Source organism: Pedobacter nototheniae, from assembly GCF_032678625.1.
Taxonomy (GTDB): Bacteria; Bacteroidota; Bacteroidia; order Sphingobacteriales; family Sphingobacteriaceae; genus Pedobacter; species Pedobacter nototheniae_A.
Genome location: NZ_JAVTSO010000001.1, coordinates 817,904 through 833,444 on the forward strand (window position 1 = coordinate 817,904; position 15,541 = coordinate 833,444).

The window sequence follows — 15,541 nt, forward strand, 5'->3', positions numbered from 1 at the left end:
GTTAGGTGTTATAAGTTGCGGTTATAAAAAAGCAAGGGATTCAAACCATTCTAAATTTTATATCCAATACTATTCTATTTCTAAAAGAACAGGGCAATGGTCTGAATGTATCGCATCTGCAAGGATTCTAACATTTTTTAAACGTTTTTCCATTGGCTTTGTTGCTAAATGGTAATCAATACGCCAACCCAGGTTTTTACCTCTCGAACCTGCCCGGTAACTCCACCAGGTATAATGATGGGGATCTTTATTAAAATGACGGAAAGCATCTATAAAGCCATTTTCCAAAAACAGTTGCATCCATTCCCTTTCTTGGGGCAAAAAGCCTGAAGAATTTGCATTCGATTTTGGGTTATGGATATCAATGGCAGTATGGCAAATATTATAATCTCCGCTAACAATTAAATTTGGGATTTCTTTGCGCAGGCTTCCAATATACTGATCAAAGAAACGCATAAATTCGTACTTTTTCACCTGGCGTTCATCTCCACTTGAGCCTGAGGGCATGTATAAGCTCATTAAGGAAAAATCATCAAAATCTGCCCTTAATATTCTGCCTTCCTTATCAATCCATTCTTCTCCGCAACCATATTCAACATGGTTTGGTTTTACCCTTGTAAGGATGGCCACGCCGCTATAGCCTTTTTTTTCGGCCGGAAACCAGTAATGATGATAGCCCAATTGCTCAATTAAAGCAATGATTTCAGGAATTTGAACGGGCAAAGCTTTAACTTCCTGCAAACAAATCATATCAGCATTGGTTGCCTGCAACCAGCCAAAAAAGTTTTTAGTACTTGCGGCACGAATCCCATTAACGTTATAAGAAATAATCTTCATTTAATTTTACTGGTTTAAGATTTAACTTTTATCGATTCCTGTAAAAGTTGCTTTTCCAGCTTTTTTGCTTCCCTTTTTTTCAAAAGTGAAATCTCCATTTTTACATCTTCTTTTGGTCTGTTGTTCCCGTCAGTGGTTAAAGCTGCAATTTTATCAACCATATCCAAGCCCACAACAATTTCTCCGTAAACGGTATAATTCCGATCCAGGTGTGGCGTACCCCCAATGGTTTTATAAACCTGCCTTTGCCATTCAGGAATTTTAAACTTCAACCGTTTTTCTTCCAGGTTATTCAACTGCTCATCGGTAAAAACTTTTCCCTGCACCAAATAAAACTGGCATCCGCTTGATGCTTTTTCAGGATTATTATCTCGTGCTGCAGCCAAGGTTCCTTTTTTATGAAATAAGCTATCCCGAAATTCGGCCGGAATTGTATAACCCACATCACCATTACCTAAAAGAGAATCGGGTTTTGCCGTTTTAGAATCCGGATCTCCGCCCTGAATCATAAAATCTTTAATTACACGGTGAAATAAGGTTCCATTGTAAAAGCCAGATTTAGTAAGCTTGATAAAGTTATCTCTATGCAAAGGAGTTTCATTATATAACTTTACAATACATTCGCCGTATTGGGTTTTTATCCGTACGTACTGGTTTTTGGGTTTAGCGGCAAATGCCGAAAGCACAGAAAATGTGCATAGCAACAATAATAATCGTTTCATTTTAATGGTGTTTCGGCTAAATTAAATTAAAAAATGAAATTCATTAAATAAATGAATCACTAATTCAATATTTTTTCACATACCTTTGTATCCATGAAAGTTAAACAAAAAATAGCACTGTCTATGGCCGTATTTTATGCGGTTAGTGTTATTGGTTTGGCTATGAGTTTGCATTTTTGTGGAGGGAAACTTGCTAACGTCCACTTCTTTAGCAGCGAAATTTCATGCAATCTTTGTAAGGATATTCCGGTATCAAAAAAAGATGATGGCTGCTGCAAAAACACGGAAGTAAGCGTTAAAGTTAAAGATAGTCACCAGGTAGAGGCTCAGATACAAATGCCGAAACTATTTTCTATCCAGCTTTTTCTGCATCCGCCGGTTTTAGAATTTTTAAGCAATATCACCCCGGAATTTTTCAGTAAAATTTCCAATAAAGCGCCTCCATTATCTTCGCGGCTCTCTCTTCATATTTTCAACTGCATTTTCAGGAATTAGGATTTTCTTGCATTTCCATCGTGCTGAAGCAATTTCAGCATCAGTTTGGCTATTCAGGCGTTGATTAAGCACCACAATAGTTCATCCATTATTCTAATTCAAAAAAATCATGAAAGCAATTAAAATATTCAGCATTATTATGCTCTTTTTTGCCGCGAAAATATCGGCACAACAAATTTCTACAGCGGATTTACAGGTAACGGGCTTAACTTGCTCCATGTGCTCTAACGCAACAGAAAAATCTTTAAAAACCCTTAATTTCATCGGATCAATTAAGGCAGATTTAAATAAAAACATCTTTGTTTTAACCTTTAAAAAAGGTGCTGACATTAGCCTTGACCAGGTAAGAAAAAAAGTACAGGATGCGGGTTTTTCTGTTGGTAATTTAACTGCCGATTTTAATTTCGACCAGGTAAAAGTTGATGATAAAGGACAGGCTATTGTTGATGGCAACGTTTATCGTTTTGTAAATGCAAAAAACAAAACTTTAAATGGCATTGTAAAAGCAACCGTTATCGATAAAGATTTTATCTCAGGTTCTCAATTTAAAAAACAAGCTTCGGCGGTTAATTCTGATGCTTACAGCAGCGGTACGGGTATTGTAAACGGTAAAAAAACCCGGATTTATCATTTAAGCATTTCTTAATGATGAAAAAACTATGCGTAGTGGTACTGGTTATGATCGGTACCATTACAACTGCCTTTAGTCAGGAATTATATGTTTTTACGGAGCCGGCCAGTAATATGCCCTCAAAATCAATTGGGGTAAGGATTACTAACGAAGGCATGTTTAACAACCCCGGATTTGTGAGTCGTACCATTCCTGAGGTAATGATTGGCTTTAACAAAAACCTGATGATGCATGCACAGGCTTTTCTATCTGACATGGACGGAAATTATAGGCTTGAGGGTGGAAGTTTGTATGCTAAATACAGGTTTATTTCCATGGATGAGGCCCAAAGTCATTTCAGGGCAGCAGCATTCGGACGAATCAGCACCAGCAAACGGCCTACCTATACAAGGGATATAAACCTGGAGGGCGACAACAGTGGCTTGCAGGGTGGTTTTATTTTCACACAGCTTTTACATAAGCTTGCTTTATCTGCAACTTTGGGTTATGCCCATGCCTTTCAAAACAACGAAAGACAGGTTGCAGGTATGCCCGAACCAAAAAATATGCTTTCATATAGCTTATCTTCCGGTTACCTGGTATTGCCTGTGGTTTACAAAGATTATAAACAACCCAATTTTAATGTTTATCTTGAATTGTTGGGCAAAACAGACCCTCAAAGCGGAAAATCCTATCTGGATCTGGCACCCGCGGTTCAGGTGATCTTAAACAGTACAACACGAATTGATTTGGGATACCGTTTTCAGGCGGCTGGAAATTTAGAAGACCGGTACACCAAAAACATGTACATGATCCGTGCAGAATTTAACTTTTTTAATGTTTTAAAATAAAATCAAAATGAAAAAAATAATATTTATGATGGCTTTCGTAACCATCTTCTCAACAAAATTCAGTTTCGCACAAAGTAAAACCGACCTGGCATTTAATCAAGTATTAACGGCATATTATGATGTAAAAAATGCTTTAGCAACAGATAAAAAAGATTTAGCAATTGAAAAATCGAAAGTTTTATTGGCTAAAGTAGAGGCCGTTCCGCATACAGATATATCTGATGCGGCACATAAAACCTGGATGGAACAGGCTGCCATTATTAAAACCAATGCTAAAACCCTTTCGGCATCAAAGGATATTAAAGCCCAAAGAAAATCGTTCGAGAACATTTCTTACGCCATGATTAAAACTTTAAAAGCCGTAAAGTTTAACACTGAAACGGTTTATGTACAGCATTGCCCGATGGCAAAAGCGAGTTGGCTAAATGAAAAAGAAAACATAGAAAATCCTTACTACGGAAAAATGATGTTTGAATGTGGTGATGTTAGTGAAACGATAAAAGCGAACTAATGAAAATACATATCAAAAATATGGTATGTGACCGGTGTAAAATGGTGGTTAAGGCGGAGCTTGAAAAGCTCGGCCTTAAACCCCTATCGGTTGAGCTGGGTGAAGTTACATTTGCGGAACCAATAAGCCCTGATAACAAAGATAGAATTGCAAAAAGCTTAAACCCAATGGGTTTTGACCTGCTTGAAGATAAGAAAACGCAACTGGCAGAGCAGATTAAAACACTCATTATTAACCTGGTTCATTATAACGAAGATACTTTAAAAGTTAATTTATCTGCTTATTTAAGCGACCAGCTGAATGCTGAATACAATCACATAAGCACTGTGTTCTCGGAGGTCGAAAACCAAACCATTGAAAAGTATTTTATAGCTCAAAAAATTGAAAAGGCAAAAGAAATGCTGAGTTACGGAGAGCTTACACTGAGCCAGATTGCATACCAACTCAATTACAGTAGCGTTGCACACCTTTCTGCACAATTTAAAAAGGTTACCGGCACTACTCCATCGGCTTACAAATTGTCTTCAAAAGATCTTCGTAAGACACTCGACAAAGTTTAGTGCTGTTTATTTTTCTTACCATACATCAATACTTAAACCATTGGTTCTATAGTAATTTTGCTTTATATTGTTAAACACTAAGAAACTCTATATCAGGCTTCTTTTAAAAAAAATTACTATGAAAAAATTATTCTTATTTCTAATCGCTACCTCAATAAGTGTAGCGTCCTTTGCGCAAACAAGCTGGAAAATAGATCCTATGCATTCGTTTGTTAATTTCTCTGTTAAACACATGGGAATTTCTTTTGTTGACGGTTCATTCAAAAAATTTGATGGCACAATTTCAGCTTCTAAACCTGATTTAACAGATGCTAAAATCAATTTTACAGTTGACGTAAACAGCATTACTACAGGTGTGGATATGAGAGATGGCCATTTAAAAACAGATGATTTTTTCAATGCAGAAAAATTCCCTGCCATGACGTTTGAAAGCACTTCTTTTAAAAAATTAAGCGGAAATAATTACGAATTGAGTGGCAAATTAACCATTCGCGATGTTACCAAAGAAGTAAAATTTACAGTAGTTTATGGTGGTACCGCTAAAGATCAGCAGGGCAACACCAAAGCCGGCTTTGGTGCAACAACAACCATTAACCGTTTGGATTATAACATTAAATATGATCCTACCGGTGCTGGTGTTGCTAAAGATGTTACAATAAAATTAAACCTGGAATTTGTTCAGGCAAAATAATATTAATCTAAAATCTGTCACATTGAGCTTGTCGAATAGCTAAAAATCTATTCGGCAAGTTCAGCATGGCGTGGAAAAAATATGTCAGCACAATCTCAATTCAGAAATTTTACCCAGGGCTTAGCCCAAACAGATTTAATGCCAACGCTTTTTATTGGCCATGGTTCGCCCATGAATGGCATTGAGGTAAATGAGTTTAGTAAGAGTTGGGCTGATTTGGCAAAAAATATCCCGGTTCCTAAAGCAGTGCTTGTTGTTTCTGCGCACTGGTATACACACGGAACTTTTGTTACCGCCATGGATTTCCCTTCCACCATTCACGATTTTGGCGGGTTTCCGCAACAACTTTTTGATGTTCAATATCCAGCACCCGGCAATCCCGAATTGGCTGCAGAAATTCCGGGGCTAATTCATTCTACACCTGTGGGTTTGGATCACGACTGGGGCTTGGACCATGGTGCATGGACCGTTGTTCGTCACATATATCCTGAAGCTCAAATTCCCGTTTTGCAACTAAGCATTGACTATACAAAATCTCCTGAGCAACATTATGAAATAGCCAAAGAAATTTATGCCCTGCGCAAAAAAGGAATATTAGTTTTGGGCAGTGGTAATATGGTGCATAATTTACGCATGTTGAGCTGGGAAATGATAAATGGTGGTGGTTACGACTGGGCAATGGAAATGAATGATAAATTTAAAAGTCTCATTGCAAACGGCGACCATAAACCATTGATTAATTACCGAAGCCTTGGTTCAGAAGCCATGCTTGCTATCCCAACACCTGAACACTATTTACCCCTGATTTATACATTAGGATTAAAAAATGATCAAGAGGAATTATCTTTTTTTAATGATAAAGCAGTGGGCGGCTCATTAACCATGACCTCCGTTTTAGTTGGCTAAAATAGCAGGATTAATTCCTTTTATATTTAAACGTTGATTTTCTATTCTGCCCATTTTTTGTCCCTTCTATCCAGGCCAGTAAATTTTCTTTGCCCTGATTCTGGTAAATAATTCTTTGAGGAAAATCGTGCGTTAAGTTTTCAAACACAAAAGTATTATTTTTAGTAGAAATTAACTTAAAGCAAACTTCCTTACCATCGTTTTGTGCTTTAACAGTAGAGCAATAAAAAACGTCATTACCGCTCTTTTTTATCAGAAGCGTTTCAGTTAACAAGCTATCGCCTTGCGCATTTACCCTACAACTTTCTCCTTTAAAACTTTTATCAGGATTTATGCTCCACCGCTCAATAATTTTCCCTTTAGACATCTGCATCTCCCATGCGCCCAGCAGAAAGCTAAACGTTTTAGGTAAACGACCTTGGGCTGCGACCCCTAAACTCATGCAAAAAGTCAATAATAAAAATAGGTTTAAAATTTTCATTTCTCTATTGCGTTGGTAATATGTGCGAGATGGTGTTTTCCATGCCAGGCATAGGTGCCTAACATATTGGCTAAAGTGAGTTCTTTTCCAATTAAAGGATGAATATATTTACGTTGATAATCCTCAGTCTTTATCGTTTTAAGAAAAGCAACCCACCTCTGGTGCAAACTTTCCAATAAAATAACCGACAACTTAATATCACCGTTTTTTGCCTCTGCTGTTTCTGCCCAGCGTTCTTCATAATATGGCCTTATAATGGGTACCTCTTCTGTTATGGCTTGTTTGAAACGGATGTACGCATTCATGTGGCTATCAGGCAAATGGTGTACAACCTGTCTTAATGTCCAGCCGCCGGGGCGATAAGTAAGGTTTAACTCCTCTTCACTCAAGTTTTCAGTAGCCTGTTTTATCTGCCTGGGTAAAGCCTCTATCTCAGAAATCCAAGTTTCAGCCTGCTGAACATCAAAAATTTCAGGCATTGAAAATTGTCCAACTGGGTATTTAAGTTTTTCTAAATCCATAAAACCAAAATAGCACTTTTACAGCACATTCGGTCAGAATTAATTTTTACATCAATTTCTTTAACCATTTTAATAAACCTTGTTTTTCCTGATAAGGTGGATAAATCATTTTTGTTAGTCCCAATTTAGATTGAAAAACGACAGATCGCTCGTGAGAGAAAGTTTTAAAGCCAAATATTCCATGGCAACTGCCCATGCCACTGCTGTTTATACCGCCAAAAGGCAAGTTAGGATTACTAATGTGAACTAAAACATCGTTAACACAAGTTCCGCCCGCACTGGTTTCCTTTATTATTTTTTCCTTGTTTTTAGTATTATCACTAAAAATATAAAGAGCCAGTGGCTTATCTTTCGCATTAATAAAATCTATCGCTTCCTGTAAATTTTTATAATTAACAATTGGCAATACCGGACCAAAAATTTCTTCCTGCATAATTGGGTTTTGAGCATCAACGTCAGTTAAAACTGTAGGACTTATGGTCAAATCCTGTTCATTGACTTCTCCCCCAAAAATTAGTTTTGCACCATCTTTTACAGCGTTTTTTAATAATCCCCTCAATCGTTCAAACTGCTTTTCATTAATTATTTTTCCGTAAGTTGCTTTATTAATTGCCCCATTTTCGAAAAACATGTTTTCCGTTGCTGTTTTATAATAACTGACAAAATTTGCTTCCAGTTTTTTGTCAATTAAGACATAATCGGGTGCAATACAGGTTTGCCCGGCATTTACCAGCTTGCCCCATGCAATTTTTTCAGCTGCTTTTTTAAGGTCAGTGGTATCATCCACAATCACGGGCGATTTGCCTCCAAGTTCTAAGGTAACAGAAGTTAAATTTTTGGCCGCAGCCTCCATAACCACTTTTCCTATTGCGGTACTCCCGGTAAAAAATATATGGTCAAATGGGAGTGCCAACAAAGCTGTAGATACATCAGCATCTCCTTCAAAACAAGCTATTTCCTGAGCATTAAATGTTTTAGAAATTAATTTGTTGATTATGCCTGCTGTGGCTGTACTTAATTCAGATGGCTTTAAAATTGCACAATTTCCTGCTGCTATCGCCGAGATCAACGGGCTCATAATTAACTGCAAGGGGTAATTCCATGGTGCAATAATCAAACACACGCCCTTAGGCTCATAGTAAATTTTATTCCCGGCAAAAAAATTGCTTAATGTTTTACCCGCTGATTTAGGTTTCATCCAGCTACTCAATTTTTTAACCGCATGATCTATTTCCGCATAAGTAAAAAACAGTTCCGTTACAGCCGTTTCGAAACGACTTTTGCGTAAATCTTTTTGCAGCGCGGCATAAATTTCTTCCTCAAAACTTTCCAGCGCCTGTTTAAGTTTTTTAAGTTTTAAAATGCGGGTCTTGGCGTCCGTTTTACGCAGCTCGAATTTATATTTCTGCTGCTGAACAAAAATTTCTTTTACTTTTTCTTTCATTTTTTTGTTGCTTTTAAACTTTCGAAACGCACTCAGCTGTTTCGATAAACTTAGCCCGCCTTGCCTTAGATGTGAGCTAAATTTAGTTAAATTGAAATCATTTCATTAAAAATTCATTCATTTAAAGCATATTGCGGTTAATTTTAAATCCCGAAAATGAAGAAATTGTTTTCTGTTTTAGCATTATTCATTCCTTTTATTATAAATGCACAAACCATTAAAACAGATGTACTGGTTTTAGGCAACGGTGATGCCGCCTATTCTGCGGGCTTACAAGCATCCCGTTCAGGTGCTAAAACCATTATTTTAACACAAAAGGAACCTTTCGACCTTAAAAAAATAGGTGAAGGAAAGCCCGCTGTGGTCAAAAAAATGTATTTGATTATTCAGATTAAAAATATTGCCTCAATGAGTTTACCTGACGAAGAGCAAAAACCTTCAAAAAAGAAAAAAGGTGAAAAAGAGACCATAGACAGCGCCAGGCTTTTTAAGATTATTAATAACATTGCTTTCCAGGAAATTAAGCGTTCGGGAAATGGCTGGGACGTTAAACTTACCAAAGACAAAAACATTAAAGCCAAGGTTTTAATTCTTGCCGATGATGCTGAAAAAACGATTTCCGCTTTAAAAATTCAAGCTTTAAAACCTGCCGAAAGCAGTGCTTTAAATTACAATCAGGATTTATACCGCACAACTATTGCTGGAATAAATAACAGCGGGCAATTTCTTTCTTTATATAATTTAATTCCCGAAGACCAGGGAAATTTAATTTTTATTCCGGCCGGCAATTTAGAAATCGGACAAGCTGCAGGAGCAACTGCCGCTGCATTTTATACAAAAAAAACAAGTGAGTCGGCACTAAAAACCATTCAAGGCAAATTATTAAGCTATAAACTTCCACTACTGCCTTTTGAAGATGTTGAAACCACAGATTCAAACTGGCTTGCCATACAAAAAATAGGCGTTACAGGAATTATTAAGGCTGAATTAAAAAATGGATCCACTTATTTTAATCCATCGCAGCACGTTAAATATGATGAAATTAAACAACCGCTAAAAGACTATTATTACAAAGCTCAGATTTGGTTCGATGACCATCAAAATGTGCCCATCGATTTAGAGAATGTAATTTCTATGGTTTGTTATGTTGGCAATAAATCAGTGGGTGCGACTAAAAATGAACTTGAAAAAAAGTGGAATAAAACCTATAAATTCAATTCTAAGTACGACTTAAAAAGCGTACTAACGCGTCGCGAATTTTCAGTGGTGATCAATGATTATTTAAAACCATTTGATGTTATCAATGTAGATAAAACCGGTCGAATTATCCGATAGCAGCTAAACGCGATTGAGCCTTCCGGGAACCTTTAAATCTGCAATAAGCACGTTGTAACATTTCCATTTCCTTATGAAATTGGTTTACGCTTTATCTAAATTGCGGTATTCAAACTTAATTTCATGAAGAAATATTTACTTTTCCTTTTGCTTTGTTCGGGCAAATATGCTTTTGCGCAACAAATTGCCCCGCTAACAGTTGACAAAATTATGCGCGACCCAAAATGGATGGGCGCAGCACCAGGCAATTATCGATGGACTGCAGATAGCAAAACCCTATACTTCAACTGGAATCCCGAAAATAAGCCTAAAGAGGAACTGTATAAAGTTTCAATCTCTACTACAAAGCCAGTTAAAGCGGCTGATAAAGAAGATGAAAAACGACTGAGCTTAAACTACGTTTACAACAAAGGAAATACACTCGGTTTAGTTGAAAAAAACGGAGATATTTATCTTCAAAACTTTAAAAACAATGAAGAAACCCGTTTAACCAATACGATGGAGCGCGAAAGCAACCCTGTTTTTTTAGCCAATGGCCACATTGTTTTTCAAAAAGAAGACAATCTTTATGAAATTAATCTTCAATCTGCTGCCTCCAGGCAGCTAACCAATTTTGTTAAAGGGAAAAAAGCAACTAAAGCAGATGCAAAAATTTCTGAGCAGGATAAATGGCTTAAAGCCGAACAAACGGATTTATTTGACATCATTAAAAAAAGAAACGCCGAAAGTAAAGATAAACCCAGAAATGGAAGAGGTCGTTTTTCTACTGACACGAAATCTTTAAAAGAAATTTATACTGAAGAAAAGTTTTTAAACGGACAGACCATTAGTCCTGACGGGCATTTTATTACGTATAAACTTACCGTTCCGGCACAGAACAACCACAACACCATTGTACCAAATTATGTTACTTCATCTGGCTATACAGAAGATATTCCGGGACGGGCAAAGGTTGGTGAAAACGAAAGCACTTCGCAAAGCTTTATTTACGACACACAAAAAGACACTGTTTATGCCATTCAAACGGCTTCCATTCCTGGAATTAAAGATTTACCTGATTATTTAAAAGATTACCCTAAAGCGCTCGAAGAAGCTAAAAAGAAAAATGAAGATCGAAATGTAAATCTTTTCGGCCCGCTTTGGAATGAAAATGGAAGCACAGCAATTGTGGTTGCTGTTTCTACAGATAATAAAGACCGCTGGATTTTAAAGCTTGATGCCTCTACAGGTAAATTTTCTTTAGTTAACCGGCAGCGTGATGAAGCCTGGATTGCAGGACCTGGAATTGGCGGTTATTATGCAGGGAATACAGGCTGGATAGATAACGATCATTTTTACTACCAGAGCGAGGCTACAGGTTATTCTCATTTATATGTGGCCAACCTGTTAACCGGAGATCAGAAACAATTAACTTCGGGCAAATGGGAAGTGCAAACATTAAAGCTCTCGAAAGATAAAAGCATCTTTTATTTTACGGCGAATAAGGAGCATCCGGGAATAACCAATTTCTTTAAAATTGGTGTAAACGGAGGGGAGCCTGTACAAATTACCACCATGAAGGGCCTAAATGAGATTACCCTTTCTCCCGATGAAAAATGGATTGCCATTAACTACTCATTTATGGATAAACCCTGGGAATTATATTTACAAGCCAATAAACCCGGGGCAAAGGCCATAAAAATTACGCAATCAACTTCAGCTGAGTTTAATTCATACAAGTGGCGTCAGCCAGATTTGGTGAATTTTAAAAACCGCTATGGTGCAGATGTGTACGCAAGAATTTATAAATCAGAAAACCCTGACCCTAACCATCCTGCTGTAGTTTTTGTTCATGGCGCAGGTTATCTTCAAAATGTGCACTATGGCTGGAGCCAGTATTTCCGTGAATATATGTTTAACAATCTGCTTGCAGATAATGGTTATACGGTAATTGATATTGATTATACCGGGAGTTCGGGTTATGGCCGCGACCACCGCACCGGAATTTACCGTCACATGGGCGGAAAAGATTTAACAGACCAGGTAGATGGCGTAAAACTTTTAGTAGAGAAATATGGCGTTAACCCTAAGCACGTTGGCCTATACGGCGGTTCTTATGGTGGATTTATTACGCTAATGGCTATGTTTAACGAATCGGATGTTTTTGCAAGCGGTGCAGCACTAAGATCGGTTACCGACTGGGCGCATTACAACCACGGTTATACATCCAACATTTTAAACGAGCCTTTTAACGATCCTATCGCATATAAACAAAGTTCTCCTATTAATTTTGCTGATAAACTGAAAGGAAATTTATTAATGGCACACGGAATGGTTGATGTAAATGTTCATTTCCAGGACATTGTAAGAATAACACAACGTTTTATTGAACTTGGAAAAAACAATTGGGAACTGGCCGTTTACCCGGTAGAGGATCACGGTTTTGTGGAGCCAAGCAGCTGGACTGATGAATACAAACGGATTTTTAAACTGTATGAAAATACGCTTAAAAAATAAACAGAAACCCTCCTGAAAAAATCAGGAGGGTTTTTATTTTAACTGAAGGGCTGTAACCATCAAACTGTCTTCTTCCGAACGCTGCATCCATTAGTAAGCGGTCATGCTGAGGAACGAAGCATCTGCAACCGATTAAGGGGATGCTGCATCCATCAGCATGACATAAACTTACTAAAAAATATTTTTGCAAACAGCAGGGCTAAATAAGCCAGAAACTACATTCCTTCCTGTTCAAATATGTAAAATAACGAAATCTTATACATTCTATATTGATTATAGTTTTTATCTATATTGATATCAATATTAACAATCAACAATTAATAAAATGGGGTTGATTGACACCTGTTTTAGCCTTACCTTTGTGGCACAAAATTAAAGACAAAAAATTATGGCAATAGTAGGTAAAAAATTCCCGAGTGTTAGTATTGATGCAATGTCAGATATGGGTGATGACTTGAAAATCAATGTATTTGAAGAAGCTGTAAATAAAAACAGTAAAGTATTATTATTCTGGTATCCAAAAGATTTTACTTTCGTTTGCCCTACTGAATTACATGCTTTCCAAGCAGCCTTACCTGATTTCGAAAAAAGAAATACAATTGTTATTGGTGCATCATGCGATACAAACGAAGTTCACTTTGCATGGTTAAACACGCCAAAAGATAATGGTGGTATTGAAGGTGTTACTTATCCTATTTTAGCAGATACACACAGACATTTATCTAACATTTTAGGTATTCTTGATCAGGAAGTTGAATACGATGAAGAAGGAAATGAAGTATTTACAGGTTCAAATGTTTCTTTCAGAGCAACTTATTTAATTGATGAAACTGGTAAAGTTTTCCACGAAAGTGTAAACGATATGCCGCTTGGCAGAAATGTTAAAGAATATTTACGTTTAATTGATGCTTATGCCCACGTTCAAAAACATGGCGAAGTTTGTCCTGCAAACTGGGAAGAAGGAAAAGAAGCAATGAACGCAAACAGAACTGGAGTAGCTGAATATTTAGCCGCTAACTAATTAAACAAAATAGTATGTTTTTAGAATTAACAGAAGATAATCTTCAACAATATCTGGCCGATAACAGCAAGGTAATGGTTCAGTATGCTGCATCCTGGTGTGGTAACTGCAGGATCATGAAGCCTAAGTTTAAGAAATTGGCCTCAGAAAATGAAGATGTTGCTTTCTTAATTGTTGATGCTGAAAAATTCCCAAACTCCCGCAAATTTGCCAACGTTGATAACTTGCCAACATTTGCAGCCTTTGATGGCGGATCTTTGGTAGATCAGGTACAAACCAACAAAGCAGAAGGTTTAGTAGAATTATTTAATAAGATAAAGTAATGAAGATTCCAGTAATAAGACAATTATTCCAAAATACCACTCCTGAACAACTTGAAACAACTTTAGAGGTTTTAGAGGCTTTTTGCGAATTTAGAGGCGTAAGTGAACACGAGCTTGATGTAGCAGGCGAAATGATTACCAATATTTGCGGTGCACTTGAAGTACACCAAATGGTAAAAGATGGCGCTGTGGAGAAAGATGCACTTAACGCATTCGGGCAAAAAGTGATGGGGTCTATTGACAGATAATCATCTTACAACGAATCCATTTTATTAAGATAAGGCCCTCACAAATGTAAGTTTGTGAGGGCTTTCTTTTTGATTAATATTACATTAAGCTAAATAATTGCCAAAATGCTAAGGTAAAGCTTAGGCTAAAGCCTATTGTAGAGATAATTTTTAGTTTAGCCGCTTTCCTTGTTTGCAGGTACAAAAGTCCAGCTAAAAGCAAAAAAACAAGTGCAATAAGCGTTAATAACACCGGGCTTTGTAAAAAACTAGGAAATACAGATAAGTAATCACTTTGTGTACTTTCAAAAGATGTGTTTCTATTGGCTACCTTAAACCACCAAATCATATCGGCAATAAACACGAGCAACAGTGTTGTTGCTGCCATAAATTTAATTTTAAATTGAGCTTTCATTTCTGTTTTTGGTTAGCTATCTAATAATTGAATATATGATTTTTTGGCCTTAATTTAAAAACAGGCCATAAAACAAGAGCAGCCCCTGCAGATCTATAAAGATAATATGGTTTGATTTTTATAACTTTAAGGTATGAAGACAGAAACCATAGAAGAGTTCTACAATCGCATTGCACCGGGTTATTCATTAGGCGCCAGCTATAAGCCGCAGCAATTTAATGTACAACCACGCAACTATAACTGTGGTACCTCTGCAACGGCTTATAATCGCCGCGATTTCTATAAAATCTCGTTGGTAATAGGCGAAGGAACACTTTACTATGCCAATAAAGGTATAAAAATCGATCGGCCTGCCCTGATGTTTTCCAACCCTATGATTCCTTATTCGTGGGAACCAGCTTCAGAAGATCAAAGCGGTTACTTTTGTTTATTTACTGAGGGTTTTATCCATACCGAAAGCCATCAGAGTAGTGTTTTAGAATCACCTCTTTTTAAAGTGGGCAGCGACCCTGTGTTTTTCCTGGATGAAAAACAGCAGGAAAAAGTATGTTCCATTTACGAATCGATGATGCAGGAAATTGAAACCGAATATTTGCACAAAACGGAGTTACTCAGGTCTTACGTGCATTTGCTCATCCACGAAGCTTTGAAAATGCAGCCCGCGCAAAACTATTTTAAACACCCCAATGCAACTTCAAGAATTACTAATCTTTTCCTGGAGCTTTTAGAACGACAATTTCCGATAGATACACCAAAACACTATTTACCACTGAAAACGCCAAACGATTTTGCCCTCAAATTATCGGTACATGTAAATCATTTAAACCGGGCGGTAAAACAGATTACGGGCAAAACAACAGGCTTACATATTGCAGATAGAATTATGGCCGAAGCTAAAGCATTGCTTAAACATACCGACTGGAATGTATCGGAAATAGCGAATTGCCTGGGTTTTGAATACCCTGCATATTTTAATAATTTTTTTAAAAAACATGCCTTAATTACACCAAGCACTTTTAGAGTGCAATAGTTTGATTTTTATAGTTTTTGGTTGGATTAGCTTAATACCTTTCTTCTGGCTGCGCTGTAAATTTG

Annotated in this window: 19 protein-coding genes; 13 read left to right on the plus strand and 6 right to left on the minus strand. The window is 37.0% G+C overall.

Translation table 11 applies throughout. From position 1 onward, the window contains the following. Positions 1-69 precede the first annotated feature (69 nt). Together R2Q77_RS03745 and R2Q77_RS03750 are read right to left on the minus strand one after the other, a co-directional pair. Complete coding sequence (locus tag R2Q77_RS03745; RefSeq protein WP_316802362.1) at positions 70-837, minus strand: exodeoxyribonuclease III; 768 nt, start codon at positions 835-837, stop codon at positions 70-72. Positions 838-851: 14 nt separating this feature from the next. Then, positions 852-1,559 (minus strand): peptidylprolyl isomerase, encoded by a 708-nt coding sequence (locus R2Q77_RS03750; protein WP_316802363.1) that lies wholly within the window; start codon positions 1,557-1,559, stop codon positions 852-854. A 93-nt stretch (positions 1,560-1,652) separates the two neighbouring features. Here R2Q77_RS03750 and R2Q77_RS03755 point away from each other — a divergent pair, with 93 nt between their 5' ends. The 7 genes from R2Q77_RS03755 to ygiD all read left to right on the plus strand — a co-directional run bounded on the left by R2Q77_RS03755 (position 1,653) and on the right by ygiD (position 6,183). Next, the gene (locus tag R2Q77_RS03755; RefSeq protein WP_316802364.1) at positions 1,653-2,054 is read left to right on the plus strand and encodes an HYC_CC_PP family protein; all 402 of its coding nucleotides are present in this window, start codon (positions 1,653-1,655) and stop codon (positions 2,052-2,054) included. Positions 2,055-2,163: 109 nt separating this feature from the next. Continuing rightward, on the plus strand, positions 2,164-2,700 hold the full coding sequence (locus R2Q77_RS03760) for a heavy-metal-associated domain-containing protein (protein ID WP_316802365.1): 537 nt from the start codon (positions 2,164-2,166) through the stop codon (positions 2,698-2,700). Beyond that, complete coding sequence (locus R2Q77_RS03765; RefSeq protein ID WP_316802366.1) at positions 2,700-3,515, plus strand: hypothetical protein; 816 nt, start codon at positions 2,700-2,702, stop codon at positions 3,513-3,515. Before R2Q77_RS03760 ends, R2Q77_RS03765 begins: the two co-directional genes overlap by 1 nt. 7 nt (positions 3,516-3,522) lie before the next feature. Continuing rightward, positions 3,523-4,026, plus strand: a complete 504-nt coding sequence (locus R2Q77_RS03770; RefSeq protein WP_316802367.1) for a DUF3347 domain-containing protein — start codon at positions 3,523-3,525, stop codon at positions 4,024-4,026. Continuing rightward, the gene (locus tag R2Q77_RS03775) at positions 4,026-4,586 is read left to right on the plus strand and encodes an AraC family transcriptional regulator (RefSeq protein WP_316802368.1); all 561 of its coding nucleotides are present in this window, start codon (positions 4,026-4,028) and stop codon (positions 4,584-4,586) included. Before R2Q77_RS03770 ends, R2Q77_RS03775 begins: the two co-directional genes overlap by 1 nt. Positions 4,587-4,704: 118 nt before the next feature. After that, positions 4,705-5,277 carry a YceI family protein gene (locus tag R2Q77_RS03780; RefSeq protein ID WP_316802369.1) on the plus strand — a complete coding sequence of 191 codons (573 nt, stop codon included), beginning with the start codon at positions 4,705-4,707 and terminating at the stop codon, positions 5,275-5,277. Positions 5,278-5,358: 81 nt separating this feature from the next. Next, on the plus strand, positions 5,359-6,183 hold the full coding sequence (gene ygiD / locus R2Q77_RS03785) for a 4,5-DOPA dioxygenase extradiol (protein ID WP_316802370.1): 825 nt from the start codon (positions 5,359-5,361) through the stop codon (positions 6,181-6,183). Between the two features lie 10 nt (positions 6,184-6,193). On the opposite strand, the gene R2Q77_RS03790 is transcribed toward ygiD, so the two are convergent. The 3 genes from R2Q77_RS03790 to R2Q77_RS03800 are packed head-to-tail and all read right to left on the minus strand — an operon-like array spanning position 6,194 to position 8,629. Then, complete coding sequence (locus R2Q77_RS03790) at positions 6,194-6,625, minus strand: DUF6265 family protein (RefSeq protein ID WP_316802371.1); 432 nt, start codon at positions 6,623-6,625, stop codon at positions 6,194-6,196. Positions 6,626-6,660: 35 nt separating this feature from the next. After that, positions 6,661-7,185, minus strand: a complete 525-nt coding sequence (locus R2Q77_RS03795; protein WP_316802372.1) for a YfiT family bacillithiol transferase — start codon at positions 7,183-7,185, stop codon at positions 6,661-6,663. Positions 7,186-7,231: 46 nt separating this feature from the next. Beyond that, positions 7,232-8,629, minus strand: coding sequence for an aldehyde dehydrogenase family protein (locus R2Q77_RS03800; RefSeq protein ID WP_316802373.1), 1,398 nt, complete (start codon positions 8,627-8,629; stop codon positions 7,232-7,234). 156 nt (positions 8,630-8,785) lie between these two features. On the opposite strand from R2Q77_RS03800, the gene R2Q77_RS03805 reads away from it, so the two are divergent. The 5 genes from R2Q77_RS03805 (at position 8,786) to R2Q77_RS03825 (ending at position 14,052) form a co-directional block, all read left to right on the plus strand. Continuing rightward, positions 8,786-9,964, plus strand: coding sequence for a hypothetical protein (locus R2Q77_RS03805; protein WP_316802374.1), 1,179 nt, complete (start codon positions 8,786-8,788; stop codon positions 9,962-9,964). Positions 9,965-10,087: 123 nt separating this feature from the next. Beyond that, on the plus strand, positions 10,088-12,460 hold the full coding sequence (locus tag R2Q77_RS03810) for a S9 family peptidase (RefSeq protein ID WP_316802375.1): 2,373 nt from the start codon (positions 10,088-10,090) through the stop codon (positions 12,458-12,460). Positions 12,461-12,848: 388 nt separating this feature from the next. Further along, positions 12,849-13,481, plus strand: coding sequence for a peroxiredoxin (locus tag R2Q77_RS03815; RefSeq protein WP_316802376.1), 633 nt, complete (start codon positions 12,849-12,851; stop codon positions 13,479-13,481). A 14-nt stretch (positions 13,482-13,495) separates the two neighbouring features. Beyond that, positions 13,496-13,804, plus strand: coding sequence for a thioredoxin family protein (locus R2Q77_RS03820; protein WP_316802377.1), 309 nt, complete (start codon positions 13,496-13,498; stop codon positions 13,802-13,804). Further along, on the plus strand, positions 13,804-14,052 hold the full coding sequence (locus R2Q77_RS03825; RefSeq protein ID WP_316802378.1) for a DUF6952 family protein: 249 nt from the start codon (positions 13,804-13,806) through the stop codon (positions 14,050-14,052). Before R2Q77_RS03820 ends, R2Q77_RS03825 begins: the two co-directional genes overlap by 1 nt. 79 nt (positions 14,053-14,131) lie before the next feature. Here the strand turns inward: R2Q77_RS03825 and R2Q77_RS03830 are convergent, their stop codons facing one another. After that, positions 14,132-14,419: a hypothetical protein gene (locus R2Q77_RS03830; RefSeq protein WP_316802379.1), complete on the minus strand. Its 288-nt coding sequence runs from the start codon at positions 14,417-14,419 to the stop codon at positions 14,132-14,134. Positions 14,420-14,579: 160 nt separating this feature from the next. On the opposite strand from R2Q77_RS03830, the gene R2Q77_RS03835 reads away from it, so the two are divergent. Next, positions 14,580-15,476 (plus strand): helix-turn-helix transcriptional regulator, encoded by an 897-nt coding sequence (locus R2Q77_RS03835; RefSeq protein ID WP_316802380.1) that lies wholly within the window; start codon positions 14,580-14,582, stop codon positions 15,474-15,476. Positions 15,477-15,541: the final 65 nt, after the last annotated feature.